Source organism: Streptococcus sp. HMSC066F01, from assembly GCF_001837335.1.
In the GTDB taxonomy this organism is placed as follows: Bacteria; Bacillota; Bacilli; order Lactobacillales; family Streptococcaceae; genus Streptococcus; species Streptococcus oralis_S.
Window position 1 is genome coordinate 187,656 of record NZ_KV832118.1, and the last position, 19,225, is coordinate 206,880.

The 19,225-nt window shown below is 42.2% G+C and carries 17 protein-coding genes and 2 pseudogenes; 9 read left to right on the forward strand and 10 right to left on the reverse strand.

Translation table 11 applies throughout. The features are described 5' to 3' along the window. Positions 1-58: 58 nt before the first annotated feature. The 3 genes from HMPREF2655_RS05205 (at position 59) to dtd (ending at position 4,011) form a co-directional block, all read left to right on the forward strand. Positions 59-1,189 (forward strand): ABC transporter ATP-binding protein, encoded by a 1,131-nt coding sequence (locus HMPREF2655_RS05205; protein WP_070535737.1) that lies wholly within the window; start codon positions 59-61, stop codon positions 1,187-1,189. Between the two features lie 143 nt (positions 1,190-1,332). Then, complete coding sequence (locus HMPREF2655_RS05210; protein WP_070535734.1) at positions 1,333-3,549, forward strand: RelA/SpoT family protein; 2,217 nt, start codon at positions 1,333-1,335, stop codon at positions 3,547-3,549. Positions 3,550-3,567: 18 nt separating this feature from the next. Then, positions 3,568-4,011, forward strand: coding sequence for a D-aminoacyl-tRNA deacylase (gene dtd, locus HMPREF2655_RS05215; RefSeq protein ID WP_000691396.1), 444 nt, complete (start codon positions 3,568-3,570; stop codon positions 4,009-4,011). Positions 4,012-4,041: 30 nt separating this feature from the next. Here dtd and HMPREF2655_RS10435 read toward each other — a convergent pair whose 3' ends face one another. The 7 genes from HMPREF2655_RS10435 to HMPREF2655_RS05255 all read right to left on the reverse strand — a co-directional run bounded on the left by HMPREF2655_RS10435 (position 4,042) and on the right by HMPREF2655_RS05255 (position 9,444). After that, entirely contained in the window at positions 4,042-4,455 is a 414-nt protein-coding gene (locus HMPREF2655_RS10435) for a hypothetical protein (RefSeq protein ID WP_070535732.1), read from the reverse strand. 284 nt (positions 4,456-4,739) lie between these two features. Next, positions 4,740-5,447 carry a nicotinamide mononucleotide transporter gene (locus HMPREF2655_RS05225; protein ID WP_000749121.1) on the reverse strand — a complete coding sequence of 236 codons (708 nt, stop codon included), beginning with the start codon at positions 5,445-5,447 and terminating at the stop codon, positions 4,740-4,742. Between the two features lie 120 nt (positions 5,448-5,567). After that, the gene (locus HMPREF2655_RS05235; protein WP_070535729.1) at positions 5,568-6,218 is read right to left on the reverse strand and encodes a metal-dependent transcriptional regulator; all 651 of its coding nucleotides are present in this window, start codon (positions 6,216-6,218) and stop codon (positions 5,568-5,570) included. Between the two features lie 83 nt (positions 6,219-6,301). Further along, entirely contained in the window at positions 6,302-6,796 is a 495-nt protein-coding gene (tpx, locus tag HMPREF2655_RS05240) for a thiol peroxidase (protein ID WP_070837982.1), read from the reverse strand. A 122-nt stretch (positions 6,797-6,918) separates the two neighbouring features. After that, positions 6,919-7,851 carry a metal ABC transporter substrate-binding protein gene (locus HMPREF2655_RS05245; protein WP_070837984.1) on the reverse strand — a complete coding sequence of 311 codons (933 nt, stop codon included), beginning with the start codon at positions 7,849-7,851 and terminating at the stop codon, positions 6,919-6,921. A gap of 25 nt (positions 7,852-7,876) precedes the next feature. Further along, entirely contained in the window at positions 7,877-8,725 is an 849-nt protein-coding gene (locus HMPREF2655_RS05250; RefSeq protein WP_070837986.1) for a metal ABC transporter permease, read from the reverse strand. Continuing rightward, positions 8,722-9,444, reverse strand: a complete 723-nt coding sequence (locus tag HMPREF2655_RS05255; RefSeq protein WP_070837988.1) for a metal ABC transporter ATP-binding protein — start codon at positions 9,442-9,444, stop codon at positions 8,722-8,724. Before HMPREF2655_RS05255 ends, HMPREF2655_RS05250 begins: the two co-directional genes overlap by 4 nt. Positions 9,445-9,622: 178 nt before the next feature. Between HMPREF2655_RS05255 and HMPREF2655_RS05260 the strand changes: the two genes are divergently transcribed. After that, the gene (locus HMPREF2655_RS05260; RefSeq protein ID WP_070838346.1) at positions 9,623-11,515 is read left to right on the forward strand and encodes a M13 family metallopeptidase; all 1,893 of its coding nucleotides are present in this window, start codon (positions 9,623-9,625) and stop codon (positions 11,513-11,515) included. 38 nt (positions 11,516-11,553) lie between these two features. On the opposite strand, the gene HMPREF2655_RS05265 is transcribed toward HMPREF2655_RS05260, so the two are convergent. Both HMPREF2655_RS05265 and HMPREF2655_RS05270 read right to left on the reverse strand, forming a co-directional pair. Further along, positions 11,554-12,183, reverse strand: a complete 630-nt coding sequence (locus HMPREF2655_RS05265; RefSeq protein WP_000690829.1) for an MBL fold metallo-hydrolase — start codon at positions 12,181-12,183, stop codon at positions 11,554-11,556. 84 nt (positions 12,184-12,267) lie between these two features. After that, positions 12,268-13,341 (reverse strand): DUF2974 domain-containing protein, encoded by a 1,074-nt coding sequence (locus tag HMPREF2655_RS05270; RefSeq protein WP_001273848.1) that lies wholly within the window; start codon positions 13,339-13,341, stop codon positions 12,268-12,270. Between the two features lie 157 nt (positions 13,342-13,498). Here HMPREF2655_RS05270 and HMPREF2655_RS05275 point away from each other — a divergent pair, with 157 nt between their 5' ends. From HMPREF2655_RS05275 to HMPREF2655_RS05285, 5 genes and pseudogenes are all read left to right on the forward strand, one after another. Then, positions 13,499-14,176, forward strand: coding sequence for a response regulator transcription factor (locus HMPREF2655_RS05275; RefSeq protein WP_000548980.1), 678 nt, complete (start codon positions 13,499-13,501; stop codon positions 14,174-14,176). Next, on the forward strand, positions 14,169-15,143 hold the full coding sequence (locus HMPREF2655_RS05280) for a sensor histidine kinase (RefSeq protein WP_000887987.1): 975 nt from the start codon (positions 14,169-14,171) through the stop codon (positions 15,141-15,143). The genes HMPREF2655_RS05275 and HMPREF2655_RS05280 overlap by 8 nt, the downstream gene beginning before the upstream one ends. Positions 15,144-15,149: 6 nt before the next feature. Then, a pseudogene (locus HMPREF2655_RS10555) lies at positions 15,150-15,248 on the forward strand (peptide ABC transporter); the annotation flags it as partial. A 55-nt stretch (positions 15,249-15,303) separates the two neighbouring features. After that, positions 15,304-15,605 (forward strand): annotated as a pseudogene (locus HMPREF2655_RS10025) (DUF898 family protein). A 261-nt stretch (positions 15,606-15,866) separates the two neighbouring features. Then, the gene (locus tag HMPREF2655_RS05285) at positions 15,867-16,916 is read left to right on the forward strand and encodes a TIGR00341 family protein (protein ID WP_070837992.1); all 1,050 of its coding nucleotides are present in this window, start codon (positions 15,867-15,869) and stop codon (positions 16,914-16,916) included. A 359-nt stretch (positions 16,917-17,275) separates the two neighbouring features. Here the strand turns inward: HMPREF2655_RS05285 and thrS are convergent, their stop codons facing one another. Then, positions 17,276-19,219 (reverse strand): threonine--tRNA ligase, encoded by a 1,944-nt coding sequence (gene thrS, locus HMPREF2655_RS05290; RefSeq protein WP_000591038.1) that lies wholly within the window; start codon positions 19,217-19,219, stop codon positions 17,276-17,278. Between the last annotated feature and the right edge of the window lie 6 nt (positions 19,220-19,225).

Below are 19,225 nucleotides of genomic sequence, written 5' to 3' on the forward strand. Positions count from 1 at the left end.
AAAGTAAAGCGTTTTCATCTATAATAAGACTATCAAAAGACAAAAGGAGTTCACCTCGATGGTAGAATTAAATCTTAAAAACATTTACAAAAAATATCCAAACAGCGAACACTACTCAGTTGAAGACTTCAACTTGGACATCAAAGATAAAGAATTTATCGTTTTCGTAGGTCCTTCAGGATGTGGTAAATCAACAACTCTTCGTATGATTGCGGGTCTTGAAGACATTACAGAAGGTACTGCATCTATCGATGGCGTGGTTGTCAATGACGTGGCTCCAAAAGACCGTGACATCGCCATGGTATTCCAAAACTACGCTCTTTACCCACACATGACTGTTTATGACAACATGGCTTTCGGTTTGAAATTGCGTAAATACAGCAAAGAAGACATCGACAAACGTGTGCAAGAAGCGGCAGCAATCCTTGGTTTGAAAGAATTCTTGGATCGTAAACCTGCTGACCTCTCAGGTGGTCAACGTCAACGTGTTGCCATGGGTCGTGCCATCGTCCGTGATGCAAAAGTGTTCTTGATGGACGAACCTTTGTCAAACTTGGATGCCAAACTTCGTGTATCTATGCGTGCTGAAATTGCGAAGATTCACCGTCGTATCGGTGCTACAACTATCTACGTAACCCACGACCAAACAGAAGCGATGACACTTGCAGACCGTATCGTTATCATGTCAGCAACTAAGAACCCTGCTGGTACAGGTACTATCGGACGTATAGAACAAATCGGTACTCCTCAAGAAGTTTACAAAAACCCAGTTAATAAATTCGTAGCAGGATTCATCGGAAGCCCAGCTATGAACTTCATCAATGTGAAATTGGTTGGTAGCGAAATTGTTTCTGACGGTTTCCGCTTGAAAGTTCCAGAAGGTGCTTTGAAAGTTCTTCGTGAAAAAGGCTACGAAGGAAAAGAATTGATCTTCGGTATCCGTCCAGAAGACGTGAATGCAGAACCTGCTTTCCTTGAAACATTCCCAGAATCAGTTGTCAAAGCTACTATCTCCGTATCAGAATTGCTTGGTTCAGAATCTCACCTTTACTGCCAAGTTGGTAAAGACGAATTTGTTGCTAAAGTGGATGCTCGTGACTACTTGCAAACAGGTGCAACAGTTGAACTTGGATTTGACTTGAATAAAGCACACTTCTTCGATGTAGAAACTGAAAAAACAGTCTACTAAGCAAATGAAATATCAAAACACTGCTAGAGAAATCTGGCAGTGTTTTTTCTTTTAATTGCTTAGGTTAGGCATGAAAACAGGCTTTTCTAGTTTTAATATTCTTAAAAAAGTGATAAAATGGTAGGAAGAATTGGAGAGTATAGATGCCGAAAGAAGTGAATTTGACGGGCGATCAGGTAGTCGCTTTAACGAAAGAATATTTAACAAAGGAAGACGTTGCTTTTGTACAAAAAGCATTGATTTACGCAGTTGATTGTCATAGTGGGCAGTTTCGGAAATCAGGAGAGCCCTATATTATCCATCCCATTCAGGTAGCAGGCATTCTGGCTAAGCTCAAGCTGGATGCCGTAACCGTTGCCTGTGGTTTTTTGCATGACGTGGTTGAAGACACAGATGCGACACTGGATGATCTAGAGAGAGAGTTCGGTCATGATGTTCGGATTATCGTTGATGGGGTGACCAAGCTTGGTAAGGTTGAGTACAAATCACTCGAGGAACAATTGGCTGAAAATCACCGCAAGATGCTTATGGCCATGTCAGAGGATATCCGTGTTATCTTGGTTAAATTATCGGACCGTTTGCACAATATGCGGACTCTCAAACACCTTCGAAAGGACAAGCAAGAGCGTATCTCCAGAGAAACCATGGAAATTTATGCACCACTTGCTCATCGTCTAGGGATTTCCAGTGTCAAGTGGGAGTTGGAAGATCTATCTTTCCGTTATCTCAATCCAACTGAGTTTTACAAGATCACCCACATGATGAAGGAAAAACGCAGAGAACGTGAGGCTTTGGTCGATGAAGTTGTAACCAAGTTGGAAGAGTACGCTACAGAAAGAAATCTCAAAGGGAAAATCTATGGTCGTCCTAAGCATATCTATTCGATCTACCGCAAGATGCAGGATAAGAAGAAACGCTTTGAGGAAATTTATGACCTGATTGCCATTCGCTGTATCTTAGATACCCAGAGTGATGTTTACGCTATGCTGGGTTATGTGCATGAACTTTGGAAACCTATGCCAGGTCGCTTCAAAGACTATATCGCAAATCGTAAGGCCAACGGTTACCAGTCTATCCATACGACTGTTTATGGGCCAAAAGGGCCGATTGAGTTCCAGATTCGGACCAAGGAAATGCACGAAGTGGCTGAGTACGGGGTTGCGGCTCACTGGGCTTATAAGAAAGGCATTAAAGGGCAGGTCAACAGCAAGGAATCTGCTATTGGGATGAGCTGGATCAAGGAGATGATGGAGCTCCAAGACCAGGCTGATGATGCCAAGGAATTTGTGGACTCTGTTAAAGAAAACTATCTGGCGGAGGAGATTTACGTCTTTACTCCTGATGGTGCGGTTCGCTCCCTACCAAAAGATTCAGGACCGATTGACTTTGCCTATGAAATCCATACCAAAGTCGGTGAAAAAGCAACTGGTGCCAAGGTCAATGGCCGTATGGTTCCGCTGACAACCAAGCTCAAGACAGGGGATCAGGTTGAAATTATCACCAATCCCAACTCCTTTGGTCCGAGTCGTGACTGGCTCAACATGGTCAAGACCAGCAAGGCGCGCAACAAGATTCGTCAGTTCTTTAAAAATCAAGACAAGGAATTATCCGTTAACAAGGGCCGTGAAATGTTGATGGCCCAGTTCCAAGAAAACGGCTATGTAGCCAATAAGTTTATGGACAAGCGTCATATGGACGAGGTTCTTCAAAAGACCAGCTACAAGACAGAAGAGGCTCTCTATGCAGCCATTGGTTTTGGAGAAATTGGCGCTATTACGGTCTTTAACCGCTTGACCGAAAAGGAACGTCGTGAGGAAGAACGCGCCAAGGCCAAGGCGGAAGCAGAAGAGCTTGTTAAAGGTGGCGAAGTTAAGGTTGAAAACAAAGAAACCCTCAAGGTTAAGCATGAGGGTGGCGTGGTCATTGAAGGTGCTTCAGGTCTCCTAGTTCGGATTGCCAAGTGTTGTAATCCAGTGCCGGGTGACGACATTGTCGGCTACATTACTAAGGGACGCGGTGTAGCTATTCACCGTGTGGACTGTATGAATCTCCGTGCCCAAGAAAACTATGAGCAACGTCTCCTTGATGTGGAATGGGAAGATCAATTCTCAAGCAAGGAATATACTGCCCACATCGATATCTATGGTCTCAACCGTACAGGTCTCTTAAATGATGTTCTGCAAGTTCTTTCCAATACAACTAAGAATATCTCAACTGTTAATGCTCAACCAACCAAGGATATGAAATTTGCCAATATCCATGTGTCTTTTGGAATTTCAAACCTTTCTACGCTGACAACGGTCGTTGACAAAATCAAGAGTGTGCCAGAGGTATACTCTGTCAAACGTACCAACGGATAATTGAATAGAAAGGCGCTTATGAAAATCATCATTCAACGGGTTAAAAAAGCCCAAGTGAGTATCGAAGGTAAGGTTCAGGGAAAAATCAATCAGGGGCTCTTATTACTGGTCGGTGTTGGACCAGAAGACCAAGAGGAAGATCTGGATTATGCTGTCCGAAAGCTTGTCAATATGCGGATCTTTTCAGACGCAGAAGGCAAGATGAATCTATCTGTCAAGGATATTGAAGGGGAAATCCTTTCGATTTCTCAGTTTACCCTCTTTGCAGATACTAAGAAAGGCAATCGTCCAGCCTTTACAGGTGCAGCCAAGCCTGATATGGCATCAAACTTTTATGATGCTTTCAATCAAAAATTAGCGCAAGAAGTGCCTGTTCAGACAGGTATCTTTGGAGCGGATATGCAGGTGGAGCTGGTCAATGACGGACCGGTCACCATCATCCTTGATACAAAAAATAGATAAGAAAACCAAGCCTATTGGCTTGGTTTTTGTTTAGAGACAATCCCACAAAGAAATATGTTTGTCGTAAAAGTCAGGATAGTTTTCTCTTAGGTAGTTAGTCGTCGTATAATAAAAAGTAGAATGGAAAGCAGTGACAATTGGCATAAGAGATGAAAAACGATGAGAACTAACGAAGGCTAAAAGGACAAAAAATAGAAAATCAATGGAGAGAACCCCTAAATAGTAGAAGCGAATCTTTTTATTGATTTGAGGATAAATCTCAGAGAAATGTTTTTTGAGTCGGAAGACCAAGCGAGACAGCAGTAGTCCTTGAGCAAGGATGAAAATGAAGCAAAAAACCAGGCCTTTCTCCAAAAAAAGTTCGTATCGGGATCTGAAAGTTAGCAATAGTAGCAAATCGCTGACTGCAATGGCTGCGAAGTGTAGTCTAAAGAGCTTTTTCATAGGAAAACCTCCCTCTTTTATCTAGCTTCATTCTACACCAAACGAATGAGAGTTACAACTAATACTCAATGAAAATCAAAAAGCGAACTAGGAAGCTAGCCACAGGTTGCTCAAAGCACTGCTTTGAGGTTGTAGATAAGACTGACGAAGTCAGTTACATATATCTACGGCGAGGCGAAGCTGACGTGGTTTGAAGAGATTTTCGAAGAGTATAAATTGATAATAAATAGTAGAAGGAAGATTCTATTAAGTCGTCTTGCTTTCTTTATTTGAGTTTCCTTCTGTTATCTATCTTCTTTGTCATTCCAGACAAATAAAGCTCCGATTGCATTGAGGATATAAAAGATGTATTTACCGATATTAGCGAAGTTGCCTTGAATGCCAGCCTTTGTCAGCTGCACAAAATTGTAAATCAACCAAAATCCCCACTGAGTTGTCAGTTTTAATGCGTTTAAAGCATTGGCAATGAGGGACAGTGCAAAGGCAATAGTTGTCACGTAGGCAAGGAGATTCATCTTTCCTCCATAGCCGATATAGTTGGTCACAAAGGCAAAGAGGAAGGCGATGATTGAAATGATGATGGCTGCCAATTTTACCTGTTTTTGGCTCATTTGGTTGGGTCTACCTTCTTTCGAAGCTTCCCATTTCTTAATAGCAAAGGTATAGATGAGAAAGGTAACAGGATAGGTGATAATGGCCGCCTTATTTCCAAGGATATAATCAATGGTACCAGACAAAATCGTATTGACAATGCCAAAGTAATTTCCCCATTTGCTTAATTTTCCCGTGAAACGAGTGGACAACATGGAAATCCCAACGTTGGTTACGGAAATCAATCCAAAGGGAACAAGTACAGTCCATGGTCCCCAGTCTACAAATTTGTCGAGACGTGAGTTGAGGTAACCAGATGCAATCGCAATCCCAACGACCAAAGCAACCCCGAAAAGGTCAAACCATTTGGATGTCGCAAAAATTTTTAGTGATTTTTTCATATGTTAAACTATCTTTCTTTTTTTTAACAAATATTCTACAACTAAATGAAAGTAAAATCAAATGATAGAAATAAAACCCTGAAAATAAAATTTTCAGGGGTGGTTGGGGTACTTGAGAAATTAGTCGATTTTTTCGACATAGAGTTGTTTGGCAATGTCCATACTTACTTGTAAATCCTCGTCTTTACTGAGGATAGTGAAGGTATTACTGAAGCCATCAAACTGCTTGACTTGGAGTTGGTCACCGATATGAATTGCGTGCTTTTCTAGATATTTGAGTAGTTCAAAACTATCATGAACACGAGTCAGGAGATAGGTTCCAGCTTCCTGTACGGCCGTTAGTGGCAGGTTATTGATTTCAATCAAGAGCTCTCCCTCGGCTGGGATGGTTCCTCCGTGGGGACAGGTTTTAGGGAAACCCAGCAGTTTATCCAGTCTCTCTACGAAGAGGTCGGATACAGTGTGCTCTAGAACTTCAGCTTCCTCGTGGATTTGATCGCTGGTATAGTCAAGATGGTGGACTAGAAAGACTTCAATCAACCGGTGTTTGCGATAGAGCTCAGAAACCAGTTCGAGGCCGATATCTGTTAATAGATAGCCATTCTCCTTGTCCTTGAGGATGAGACTTTCACTTTTCATGCGTTTGATCATCTCTGTTACGGCAGGTGGAGAGACCTGCATACGGGCAGCAATTTCTTTGTTGGTGATTTTTTGAATTTCCGTACCGATTTCATAAATACATTTTAAATAATCTTCTTTATTTGGCGTCATTCGTTTCCTCTTGTCTTTTCTCTCCATCTAGTATATCAAAAAAAGCTAGATTTCTCTAGCCTTCTGCCCTAATGGCTTTGATTTTAGTCCAGTTCTTTCACTGCAGCAATGGCAGCTTCAAAGTTTGGCTCCGTGTTAATGTTGTCAACGTATTCTACGTAACGGATGACATTGTCAGTATCGAGAACAAAGACGGCACGTGCAAGGAGATGCCACTCGTTAATCAAAAGGGCATAATCGCGCCCGAAAGAATGGTCAAAGTAGTCTGATAGCATGATGGCATTGTCAAGACCTTCAGCCCCACACCAGCGTCCTTGGGCAAATGGTAGGTCCATAGAAACGGTAAGAACGACGGTGTTGTCAAGGTTGGCAAGTTCTTGGTTGAATCGACGTGTTTGCGTTGAGCAGACACCAGTATCGATAGAAGGGACAACACTCAAGACTTTTTTCTTTCCATCAAAGTCAGCTAGCGTTTTTTTAGAGAGATCGGTTGTAGTGAGGGAAAAGTCGAGCGCCTTGTCTCCGACTTGTAGTTGTTTACCTGTAAAGGTTACAGGATTTCCTAGAAAAGTGGTCATGAAACTACTCCATTCTTTTTTCTTTTATTTTACCGAGAATTGTTAGATTTTTCCAATGATTTGACTGGAAATTGAGGGCCAAAAAAACGCCTGTTCATGTGAGAACGACGTTTTTTAATGGATTATTTTGACAAACCTTCAGCGATCTTGTCAAGGTTGTATTTCATCATGTTGTAGTAGCTGTCACCTTCTTTACCTTCTTCAGCGATTGAGTCAGTAAAGATTTGTGCGTAGATTGGGATATTTGTGTCTTGTGAAACAGTCTTCATTGGACGGTCATCGACACTTGACTCAACAAAGAGAGATGGAACTTTTGTTTGGCGAAGTTTTTCAACCAAGGTTTTGATTTGTTCAGGTGTTCCTTCTTCTTCCGTGTTGATTTCCCAGATGTAGGCACTTGGGACACCGTAGGCTTTAGAGAAGTATTTGAAGCATCCTTCGCTGGTTACGATAAGTTTCTTCTCAGCAGGGATATTGTTAAATTTCTCTTTGGCTTCCTTGTCCAGTTTGTCTAGTTTTTCAGTATAGTCTTTGAGATTTTTTTCGTAGAATTCCTTGTTGCTAGGATCCTTAGCGATTAGCTGTTTAGCGATATTTTTAGCATAAATCATCCCATTTTCAAGGTTGAGCCAAGCGTGTGGGTCTTCTTTGCCTTTCTCGTTTTGACCTTCAAGGTAGATGATATCTACGCCGTCACTAACTGCAAAGTAGTCCTTGTTCTCAGTTTTCTTGGCATTTTCTACTAATTTGGTAAACCAAGCATTGCCACCAGTTTCAAGGTTGATACCGTTATAGAAAATCAAATCAGCTTGAGATGTTTTCTTAACGTCTTCAGGAAGTGGTTCGTACTCGTGTGGGTCTTGACCAACAGGAACGATACTGTGAAGATCAATCTTGTCACCAGCGATATTTTTAGTAATATCAGCGATGATAGAGTTAGTCGCTACAACCTTCAGCTTTTGGTTTGTAGATGGTGCATCTTTTTTCCCACTAGCACAGGCAGCTAATCCAATGATAGAAAGAAAAAGAACGAGCAATGTACCTAATTTTTTCATTAGATTCCTCCAGAAGGGTTTCCCCTTATTTATTGATTTTTTTATTTTTTAGTTTCAAGTATCGTTGCTTAGGAGAGATAAAGAAACTGATTAAAAAGAAGCTGGCGGATGTGAGCACGATGCTCGATCCTGCTGCGAGATTGAAACTATAGCCGATAAAGAGCCCTACAACAGAAGCCAGAGCTCCTAGGCCTGATGAAAGGAAAATCATGCTCTTTAGGCTATTAGCATAGAGATAAGCCGTCGCAGCTGGGGTGATCAGCATGGCCACGATAAGAATAGTTCCAACACTTTGCATGGCGGTGACGGACACAAGGGTCAAGAGCACCATGAGCAGATAGTGGTAGAAATTGACGGGCATTCCCATGGCTTTAGCCAAAAGCTCGTCAAAGGATGTAATCAATAGTTGTTTAAAGAAAATCCCGATAATCAAGAGAATCAATGCCCCCACACCAATGGTAATCCACATGTCCGTATCTTGGACAGCGAGGATATTCCCAAAAAGGATATGAAAGAGGTCTGTCGAACTCTTTGCAACACTAATCAAGATGACACCTAAGGCTAAGAAAGATGAAAAGGTAATACCAATGGCAGTGTCACTCTTGATGATAGAGTTTCCCTTGATGTAGGTAATGATGATGGAAGCCATCAATCCAAAGATGATCGCTCCGATAAAGAAATCAATTCCCAGGATAAAGGAAAGGGCTACGCCGGGCAAAACTGCGTGAGAGATGGCATCCCCCATGAGAGACATTCCGCGTAGGATGATAAAACATCCCACGGCTCCAGCAACGACTCCGATGACTATAGCTGTTATCAGGGCGTTTTGTAGGAAATGGAAATTTTGCAATCCATTGATAAATTCGGCTATCATAGGTCACCTCCATTAAAGAAGAGTTTGCTACCATAAGCTTTTTTGAGATTGGCTTCGGTAAAGGTTTCTTCAGTTGGACCAATAGCTACCAATTCTCGATTGAGAAGTAAAACTTGGTCGAAATATTGGGGAACTTTACTGAGGTCATGATGGACGATGAGAACGGTTTTACCAGCTTTTTTAAGATCTCTCAGCGTATTCATGATAATCTCTTCACTGATCGAGTCAATCCCAACAAAAGGCTCATCTAAAAAGATGTAGTCAGCTTCCTGCACTAAGCAGCGGGCAATCAAAACACGTTGGAATTGTCCTCCTGAGAGCTGACTGATTTGGCGTTCAGCATAGTCTGAGAGTCCAACGATTTCAAGTGCATCCGCCACTTTTTTCCAGTGGCTGGCCTTTAAAGTGTGAAAGAGCGGGATAGATGGATAGAGTCCCAGTGAGACACATTCCTTGACTTTGATAGGGAAATTGTAGTCGATATGGATTTTTTGCTCGACATAAGCAACTCGATGTAAAGATTTTTTGACTTCTTTGTCATCGAGAAAGGCCTGACCTTCATGTGGGATAATTCCCAACATACTTTTTAATAAAGTTGATTTTCCAGCACCATTTGGACCAATAATTCCGGTAATAGTTGGTCCTTGGAGCACTAGTGAAATATCCTTTAGTGCCAACGTTTCTTTGTAGGAGACACTGAGGTTTTCGATACGTATCATACAGTTGTATTCCTCCTATCTTTTAATATACCTTAAAAAAAAAATTAAGTCAAGTTAATTTTTGGAAAAATTAAAATAATAACAATAAAATGAAAGATACAGGAAATTTATTTTTGATTGCATTCCCTAGATTTTTTTGCTAAGCTAGGAATAAGTGAAAAATGAAAGCGAGAACAAGATGACACGTTATCAAGATGATTTTTATGATGCAATCAATGGCGAATGGGAAAAAACAGCTGTCATTCCAGCTGATAAATCTCGAACAGGTGGTTTTATTGACCTTGATGAGGAAATAGAAGAGTTGATGCTGGCGACTACGGACAAGTGGTTGGCGGGTGAAGAGGTTCCAGAGGATGCTATCCTCGCAAACTTTGTTAAGTACCATCGTATGGTACGTGATTTTGACAAGAGAGAAGCAGATGGGATCAAGCCCGTTTTGCCAATGCTCAAGGAATACCAAGACTTGGAGAGTTTTGAAGATTTTACCAGCAAACTGGCAGAGTTTGAACTAGCTGGTAAACCAAACTTCCTTCCATTTGGTGTATCACCAGACTTTATGGATGCCAGAACCAATGTTCTCTGGGCCAGCGCTCCAGGGACGATTTTGCCAGATACAACCTACTATGCTGAGGACCACCCTCAACGTGAGGAGCTCTTGACGCTTTGGAAGGAAAGTAGCGCAAATCTTCTCAAAGCCTACGATTTTTCAGATGAGGAAATTGCAGATTTGCTAGAGAAGAGATTGGAATTGGACCATCGTATCGCAGCAGTGGTTCTTTCAAACGAAGAAAGTTCAGAATATGCCAAACTCTATCATCCATACGCTTATGAAGATTTCAAGAAATTTGCCCCTGCCCTACCTCTAGATGACTTCTTCCAAGCTGTTCTTGGACAAGTGCCTGACAAGGTTATCGTAGATGAAGAACGTTTCTGGCAAGCGGCAGACCAATTCTATAGTGAAGAAGCATGGCCTTTGCTTAAGGCAACCTTGATTTTGGCTGTGGTGAATCTGTCTACTAGCTATTTGACAGATGAGATTCGTGTCTTGTCAGGTGCATACGGACGTGCCCTTTCAGGTGTTCCAGAAGCTCAGGACAAGGTCAAGGCAGCCTATCACTTGGCCCAAGGTCCCTTTAAGCAAGCCCTTGGTCTCTGGTATGCGCATGAAAAATTCTCCCCAGAAGCCAAGGCGGACGTAGAGAAAAAAGTGGCGACTATGATCGATGTTTATAAGGAGCGTTTGGCTAAGAATGACTGGCTCACACCTGAAACGCGTGACAAGGCCATTGTCAAACTCAATGTCATCAAGCCTTATATTGGTTATCCAGAGGAATTGCCAGCCCGCTACAAAGACAAAGTAGTGGATGAAACTGCCAGCCTCTTTGAGAATGCTTTAGCCTTTGCGCGTGTGGAAATCAAGCATAGTTGGAGCAAGTGGAACCAGCCGGTTGACTACAAGGAGTGGGGAATGCCAGCACATATGGTCAATGCCTACTACAATCCACAAAAGAACTTGATTGTCTTTCCGGCTGCTATTTTACAGGCGCCATTCTATGACTTGCATCAGTCGTCTTCAGCGAACTATGGTGGTATTGGGGCAGTTATTGCCCATGAAATTTCCCACGCCTTTGATACTAACGGAGCTTCCTTTGATGAAAATGGTAGTCTCAAAGACTGGTGGACTGAGAATGACTATGCTGCTTTCAAAGAAAAAACTCAGAAAGTTATCGACCAGTTTGATGGTCAAGAATCCTACGGAGCAAGAATCAACGGGAAACTAACCGTATCAGAAAACGTTGCCGACTTAGGAGGAATCGCTGCAGCCCTTGAAGCAGCTAAGAGAGAGCCAGACTTCTCTGCCGAAGAATTCTTCCGCAACTTTGCTCGCATCTGGCGTATGAAAGGCCGACCGGAGTTGATGAAACTCATGGCCAGTGTCGATGTCCACGCGCCTGCTAAACTCCGTGTCAATGTCCAAGTACCAAACTTCGATGACTTCTTTACAACTTATGATGTCAAAGAAGGCGACGGTATGTGGCGTTCACCAGAGGATCGTGTGATTATTTGGTAATACAAAAACCAAGGAGAAAATCCTTGGTTTTTTGCTTGCTAGAAAAAGGGATTAAAGGTCTTTTCGTGAGCGATGGTTGTAGCTGGACCATGCCCTGGATAGACATCGTAGTTAGGAAGAGTGAAGAGTTGAGTCTGGACACTATGGAGGAGTTGTTCCATGCTACCTGTAGGAAGGTCTGTCCGTCCGATGGTTTCGCGGAATAGAGCATCTCCTGTTAAGACTAGATGGGCATCAGGAAAAACCAGAGAAACACCACCGATAGAGTGGCCAGGTGTTGGCAATACCGTAAAACGGAACTCTTCGATCTGGTATTCCTCGTCAAAGACATAGGTGTGCTCAGCTGGTTTGCAGACGACATCCTCCATATCGTCGTGCCGTGGGAGGCCAGAGAGATTGTCTACAGGAGTGTAGAGCCAGCTGGCTTCACTTTCTGCGACGTAGACTGGGGGATTTCCAAAAGTATCTCTGACCAAGTCAAGACTCATAATATGGTCGTAGTGGGTGTGGGTCAGGAGAATCGCACAGACGGGTTTGTTGATTTTCTCGATAGTTTTGCGAATAGCTTCCCAATGGCTACCAGGGTCGACCACAATCAGGTGTTGGTCTCCCTCTATGTAGTAGGTGTTTTCATAGGCAACAGGGTTTACAGTTTTATGGATTTTCATACTGGCTCCAATCTCAAAGAATGTACTGATATCAGTATAACACAGAAGAGAGGGCTTAGGGTATCAGAAGGTCTTTTTCCTACCTTAACGATTTTTCCAAGCTTGGTAGCGGGTGTCGATCAAGAGTTGGGTCAGGCGTCCCATGGTTTCTCTTTCTTCGGGAGTGAGGGATTGAGCTTGGACAAAGAGATGGTGAATGTGTTCAATGACCTTGAAGGAAGAAAGATCGTTGATAGAGGAGATGCCTGCATCAAGAATGATTCCGAAAAAGAGGTCGAAGTAGAGCTGCAGTTCCGTATCAGGGACCGTCTCAACCCATTCCTTGAAAGTAGTATCGACTTGCTGACTGTCACTATTGGTCTCATCCAGTTGGACAAAGTGTTTGTCTTCAACCTGCCAACTAAAGGTGTCGTGCTGGGCAAGACCACCTAAAGCAGTGCTTCGAACGACGATTTTCTTATCAGGGATTTCCAGCATCATTCCGATGATAGAACCTTGTGGGACAAATACTTTTGTTCTTTCCATCATGTTTTGATAGCCAGCTGTTTCGGTCAGTTCCTTGTGAAGTCCAGGCGCATCAAAAGTATAGACGGCGACAATGTTTTTTTGTAAAAGTGGGTCGAGTTGACTAGCAGCATAGACAGCTAAATTGCCCCCCTTTGAGTGTCCTGCTAGGATAACCTTTTGGTTAGGATGTTGAGCAAAAAAGTCCTGTAAATACTGAAGGGCGTGTTTTTGAGCTGGAATTTCCTTCATATAGGTCATATGGAAATCTTCTTTCCAACCGATGATACTATCATCCGTCCCACGAAAAACAAGCAAATAAGTATCGAGAGTGAGGCGGTAGGTCATAGCCGCAAATTGCTTTTGTAGTTCAGGATCAATATCATTGATAAAGTTTGAGAGCTTGCAATTTTTAAACCGCTTGTGTTGAGAGAGTTGATCCAACAACTGGAGGCGGTTCTTATTGGTCAACATAGTCGTTTCTCTAGGGATTTGAGGTGCTAGATCTATGAGACGCTTTGGTTCTTGAGCGACTAAATCATCAAAAGGAAGATAGGTTAATTCAGTCAAGGCAAGAACATCTAACTCGTTCACGGGGAGGTCATAAAAGGAATCGTATGCTACATCATTCAAGTAGTCAAAAATATTGGCCATAAAAGCTCCTTTCTCTATGTTTATCCTATCATATTTACATAGAATTAGCTAGTAGGCTTGCTGGCTTTTACTATTTGACTAGAGTGCTGATTCAAATACAGGTTTGCGTTTTATCCAATTAGAAAATCTGTTATAATAATAGAAAAAGGAGGAGCGCATGCACAAGATTTTACTAGTAGAAGATGATCAAGTCATTCGGCAACAAGTTGGGAAATTGCTCTCCGAGTGGGGATTTGAAGTCGTTTTGGTAGAAGACTTTATGGAAGTGTTGAGTTTATTTGTCCAGTCGGCACCTCATCTGGTCCTCATGGATATTGGTCTGCCTCTTTTTAATGGTTATCACTGGTGCCAGGAGATTCGCAAGATTTCCAAGGTACCTATCATGTTTCTGTCTTCAAGAGATCAGGCTATGGATATCGTCATGGCGATCAATATGGGAGCGGATGACTTTGTGACCAAGCCTTTTGACCAGCAGGTTCTATTGGCTAAGGTTCAGGGTTTGTTGCGCCGTTCCTATGAGTTTGGACGAGATGAAAGTTTGCTAGAGTATGCGGGTGTTATCCTCAATACCAAGTCTATGGACCTGCACTATCAGGGTGAAATCCTGAGCTTAACCAAGAATGAATTTCAAATTTTGCGAGTTTTGTTTGAACATGCGGGTAATATCGTAGCCCGTGATGACCTGATGCGGGAGCTCTGGAACAGCGACTTTTTCATCGACGACAATACCCTGTCTGTTAATGTGGCTCGTTTGCGCAAAAAGCTTGAGGAACAAGGATTAGCTGGCTTTATCGAAACCAAGAAAGGGATAGGATACGGACTGAAACATGCTTGATTGGAAATCATTTTTTCTAGCCTATCTGCGCTCTCGCAGTCGCGTTTTTACCTATATTTTTTCATTAGGCTTTCTCGTCCTTCTCTTTCAGTTTTTATTTGCTAGTCTAGGAACTTATTTTCTTTATTTCTTTCTGCTCAGTAGTTTTTTGACCTTATTATTTTTGGCTTGGGATATATTTGCAGAAGCTCAGGTTTACCGGCAGGAAGTACTCTATGCTGAGAGAGATCCCAAGTCTCCTCTGGAATGTGCGCTGGCAGAGAAACTCGAAGAGCGAGAGTCTGAATTGTATCAAAAGAAGTCGGAAGCCCAAAGCAAGCTGACGGATTTGCTTGATTACTATACCTTGTGGGTTCACCAGATCAAGACCCCCATTGCTGCTAGTCGCCTTTTGGTAGCAGAAGTCTCTGATCGGGAGGTCAAACAGCAGTTGGAACAGGAAATTTTCAAGATTGACTCCTATACCAATCTGGTTTTACAGTACCTGCGTTTAGAGAGTTTTCACGATGACTTGGTCTTTGAAAAGGTTCAAGTGGAGGACTTGGTCAAGGATATGGTTCGTAAGTACGCACTTTTCTTTATCCAAAAGGGACTGACGGTCAATCTCCATGACCTTGACAAAATTATCGTGACCGATAAGAAGTGGTTGTTGGTCGTCATTGAACAAATCCTCTCAAACAGTCTCAAGTACACTAAGGAAGGTGGGCTAGAGATTTATATGGAAGGCCAGGAGCTCTGCATCAAGGATACGGGAATCGGGATAAAAAACAGCGATGTGCTCCGAGTCTTTGAACGTGGTTTTTCAGGCTACAATGGCCGTCTGACCCAGCAGTCATCTGGACTTGGACTCTACCTATCCAAGAAAATTTCTGAAGAACTTGGCCATCAGATTCGTATCGAGTCTGAGGTTGGGATAGGAACAAGCGTTCGCATCAAATTTTCCAATAGGAATCTGATGATTGAGTAAGCATAGTTGATGATAACCTTATCCATCTGTGGAATTTTTGTTCTAGTCTATATCTCTATTTTCATGATAACGTCTAGAAGTTACCGTAAGATTGTCCAGATGTAAAAAATGTTACACTAGGAAACGACTAGAATATAGTAAAAAAATAAAAGATGCAAACATGAAAGAAAGTTATTTTGACGGAGGAATCATAGATTATATTGGATACTCTATCTTAGTAGCTATAATTTTCGGGCTTAACTTGGGAATCGTAACACCTTGGGCGGTTTGCATGATGCAAAATTGAAAACCAAACACACGGTAGTGGATGGGTAACGTCTATACTTTGACGGGACTGGAACACAACTATTCGGCAACTGGATCAAGGGGTTTCTTCTAACCATCATCACGTTTGGGTTCTATGGCTTCAGTTTGAAAATAAAAATGAAGCAATGGATTGGCGAAGACACCAATCATCTTTAAACATTAAAACGGTATCTACTTTCAGAGGAGATATCGTTTTTCTTCTTCGGATAAGGATATAAAAATTTTTTAAACTGATGGATTTGCTCAGAGAAAGATTGTAAATTTTTTGATATAATATGTAGGATGGACTGATGGATATTTAAAAGATAATGTTCAAAAGAATCACAGGTAAGAATTAAAAACATGTCAGTTTGGACAGAAGTCTCGCTACCATCATCCATGTAGAAACAAGATTATATGAAATAAAAGGAGTAACCAATGTCCGGAAACTATTCAACACGTGAATTCCGCGAGAAACTATATGATGACCTTCATGTTCGATTAAGAGATACACTGATTTTGATGTGTTCGATTTTTATTGCCTCTATAGGTCTAAATATGAATTCAACAGCAGTCGTTATTGGAGCCATGCTGATTTCCCCTCTTATGACACCGATTGTTGGACTGGGATTCGGTTTAGCTATTTTTGATACGCGTTTAATCAAGCAATCTCTACAGGTTTTACTTACTCAAGTATTGGTCAGTTTGCTTGTCTCGACTTTGTATTTCTGGATGTCTCCCTTATCTTATGCAAGTAGCGAGTTGATTGCACGAACCTCTCCAACCATTTGGGATGTTCTCATTGCTATTGCTGGTGGGATAGCAGGGTTCATTGGTTCAAGGAAAAAAGAAGCAAACAATATCGTGCCAGGAGTAGCCATTGCAACAGCTCTGATGCCACCTATCTGTACTGCAGGATATGGTTTAGCTAACGGAAATGTACGATTTTTATTTGGGGCTCTCTATCTTTTCTTGATCAACTGTGTCTTTATCATGCTAGCCAACATTATTGGAACAAGAATTTTGATGAGAAAATCTCCCTTAAGTTCATTTAAAGAGCTAAACATTAAAATGAAAATTGGCTTGATATCCTTGATTGTATTATTGGTTCTTCCAGCCAGTTATTCAGCAGTCACTCTGACGATGGATCAAGCGCGAAAAGAAGGGATCAAACAGTTTGTAGAAAATGAGTTCGCCAATCATACGGTCATTAATCAAGTCTACAAGTCAAGTAATAATGAATTGGTCTTGACGGTTGTTGGAGGTCCGATTTCAGAAGAAGAATTAGAAACCATTCGCCAAAAACAAGCCTCTTACGGTATTCAATCTGTTCAATTGAAAGTCAAGCAATTCAACAATTCGGCAAAATTAGATAGTGAGACGATTAAGGAATTTTACGAAAACATTGACAAGTATATCGATCAAAAACTCTCTGAAAAAGATTCACAAGATGACATCGTAAAAGAAATTGAGGCAGACAAGGACTGAGGATAGTCAACTTATCTAACTCATGGAAGCAAATCTTGGGAGGATATCCTATATCCAAAAGTTAATGGATAGAAAGGATTGTTGATGAGAATATCATTTGTGGTGGTTTGACCAATCACTACTAGCTCAGGTAAAACAAAATATAAAAAGGCGGTGGGACAGAAATCGATAGACAAAGTCTCGATTTCGTAGTCCCAGCCCCGCGAGGATGATTAGGAGCTTTTTGGAGTCTAAAAGACGAACAAAAAGTTCAATCAGCTACCGCGTCAAAGTTTAATTGCTAATAAAAAGTGAGGTCGGGATCTTTTGTCCCAACCTCTTTTTTAGGTAGCTGGAATTCTTATCCCAGGTTAAACGTTTTATTTCTCAACACGAGATTTGTTAGCAATATCTGCAAGAATCGCTTCAACAAATTCATTAACAGATACAGTTTGCGTTTCTTTTTGGCCATAGCGACGAACGTTGACAGTTCCGTCTTCCATTTCCTTGTCACCAACGATCAATTGGTAAGGAATCTTGCTAGTTTGTGATGCACGGATCTTGAATTGCATTTTTTCGTTCCGTTCATCTACATCTGCACGGACACCACGGTCACGGAGCTTCTTAGCCACTTCCCAAGCGTAGTCCACATGTTTCTCGTTAGATACTGGGATGAGAGTTACTTGGTGTGGCGCAAGCCATGTTGGGAAGGCACCCTTGTAGTTCTCAATCAAGATAGCTGTGAAGCGTTCCATAGTTGAGATAACACCACGGTGAATCATAACTGGACGGTGTTCTTCACCATCAGCCCCAATGTATTTGAGGTCGAAGCGTTCTGGGAGCAAGAAGTCAAGCTGGATAGTCGAAAGGGTTTCTTCTTTTCCAAGGGCTGTCTTAACCTGAATATCCAATTTTGGTCCGTAGAAGGCTGCTTCGCCTTCGGCTTCAAAGTAGTCAACACCCATTTCATCAAGGGCTGCACGAAGCATGGTTTGGGCATTTTCCCACATCTCATCGTTATCAAAGTACTTGTGAGTATCTTGAGGGTCACGAAGAGAGAGGCGGAAGCGGTATTCAGTCAAGTTGAAGTCTTCATAAACATCGATAATCAACTGAAGGGCACGTTGGAATTCTTCTTGGATTTGTTCTGGAGTAACGAATAGGTGACCGTCGTTGAGAGACATTTCACGCACACGCTGAAGACCAGTGAGGGCACCAGATTTTTCGTAACGGTGCATCATCCCAATTTCGGCGATACGGATTGGCAACTCACGGTAAGAATGAACATGGTGTTTGAAGACTTGGATGTGGTGTGGACAGTTCATTGGACGAAGGACAAACTCTTCACCGTCTCCCATGTCCATGGTTGGGAACATGTCTTCTTGGTAGTGATCCCAGTGACCAGAAGTCTTGTAAAGCTCTACAGAAGCCAACGGCGGAGTATAAACGTGTTGGTAGCCGGAAGCCAACTCCTTATCGACAATATAGCGTTCCAATTCACGACGGATCGTCGCACCGTTTGGCAACCAGAATGGAAGTCCTTGTCCGACTTCTTGAGAAATCATGAAGAGGTCAAGCTCTTTACCAAGTTTACGGTGATCGCGTTCTTTAGCTTCTTCACGCATTTGGAGGTAGTTTTTCAAGTCTTTCTTGTCAAACCAAGCTGTACCATAGATACGTTGCATCATAGCGTTGTCGCTATTTCCACGCCAGTAAGCACCTGCTACATGGAGAAGGTGGAAGATTTGGATGCGGCCTGTTGATGGGACGTGAGGGCCACGGCAAAGGTCTACGTATTCACCCTGACGGTAGATAGTCAACCCACCTTCGTCCTCAGAGTGTTCTTCGATCAATTCCAACTTGTAAGGGTCGTTCTTGAAGATTTCACGTGCCTCTTCTTTGGTGACTTCCTCGCGGATAGATGGGAAGTTTTCTTTAACGATTTTTTGCATTTCTTCTTCGATACGTGGTAGGTCTTCATTAGAGATTTGACCAGCAGTATTGTCGGTATCGTAGTAGAAGCCATCTTCAATAGCAGGACCAACTCCCAAGTGAATGTCTGGGAAGAGGCGACGAGCTGCTTGGGCAAACAAGTGGGCAGCTGAGTGACGCAAGATTGGAAGGGCATCTTCGTGATCAGGTGTCACAATTTCGATGCTTCCATCTTCAGTGATAGCACGAGTCGTGTCGATGAGTTTGCCGTTGAATTTACCAGCCAAGGCTTTTTTAGCTAGGGAATTGCTGATAGATTGGGCAATTTCAAAAGTAGTAACGCCAGATTCGAATTCACGAACAGCGCCATCTGGGAAAGTAATCTTAATCATAGTTTT

What these genes read in the sequence shown, in the direction of transcription:
- HMPREF2655_RS05205 (WP_070535737.1), top strand. Translation starts at nt 59, where the DNA reads ATGGTAGAATTAAATCTTAAAAACATTTACAAAAAATATCCAAACAGC.
- HMPREF2655_RS05210 (WP_070535734.1), top strand. Translation starts at nt 1,333, where the DNA reads ATGCCGAAAGAAGTGAATTTGACGGGCGATCAGGTAGTCGCTTTAACG.
- dtd (WP_000691396.1), top strand. Translation starts at nt 3,568, where the DNA reads ATGAAAATCATCATTCAACGGGTTAAAAAAGCCCAAGTGAGTATCGAA.
- HMPREF2655_RS10435 (WP_070535732.1), bottom strand. Translation starts at nt 4,455, where the DNA reads ATGAAAAAGCTCTTTAGACTACACTTCGCAGCCATTGCAGTCAGCGAT.
- HMPREF2655_RS05225 (WP_000749121.1), bottom strand. Translation starts at nt 5,447, where the DNA reads ATGAAAAAATCACTAAAAATTTTTGCGACATCCAAATGGTTTGACCTT.
- HMPREF2655_RS05235 (WP_070535729.1), bottom strand. Translation starts at nt 6,218, where the DNA reads ATGACGCCAAATAAAGAAGATTATTTAAAATGTATTTATGAAATCGGT.
- tpx (WP_070837982.1), bottom strand. Translation starts at nt 6,796, where the DNA reads ATGACCACTTTTCTAGGAAATCCTGTAACCTTTACAGGTAAACAACTA.
- HMPREF2655_RS05245 (WP_070837984.1), bottom strand. Translation starts at nt 7,851, where the DNA reads ATGAAAAAATTAGGTACATTGCTCGTTCTTTTTCTTTCTATCATTGGA.
- HMPREF2655_RS05250 (WP_070837986.1), bottom strand. Translation starts at nt 8,725, where the DNA reads ATGATAGCCGAATTTATCAATGGATTGCAAAATTTCCATTTCCTACAA.
- HMPREF2655_RS05255 (WP_070837988.1), bottom strand. Translation starts at nt 9,444, where the DNA reads ATGATACGTATCGAAAACCTCAGTGTCTCCTACAAAGAAACGTTGGCA.
- HMPREF2655_RS05260 (WP_070838346.1), top strand. Translation starts at nt 9,623, where the DNA reads ATGACACGTTATCAAGATGATTTTTATGATGCAATCAATGGCGAATGG.
- HMPREF2655_RS05265 (WP_000690829.1), bottom strand. Translation starts at nt 12,183, where the DNA reads ATGAAAATCCATAAAACTGTAAACCCTGTTGCCTATGAAAACACCTAC.
- HMPREF2655_RS05270 (WP_001273848.1), bottom strand. Translation starts at nt 13,341, where the DNA reads ATGGCCAATATTTTTGACTACTTGAATGATGTAGCATACGATTCCTTT.
- HMPREF2655_RS05275 (WP_000548980.1), top strand. Translation starts at nt 13,499, where the DNA reads ATGCACAAGATTTTACTAGTAGAAGATGATCAAGTCATTCGGCAACAA.
- HMPREF2655_RS05280 (WP_000887987.1), top strand. Translation starts at nt 14,169, where the DNA reads ATGCTTGATTGGAAATCATTTTTTCTAGCCTATCTGCGCTCTCGCAGT.
- HMPREF2655_RS05285 (WP_070837992.1), top strand. Translation starts at nt 15,867, where the DNA reads ATGTCCGGAAACTATTCAACACGTGAATTCCGCGAGAAACTATATGAT.
- thrS (WP_000591038.1), bottom strand. Translation starts at nt 19,219, where the DNA reads ATGATTAAGATTACTTTCCCAGATGGCGCTGTTCGTGAATTCGAATCT.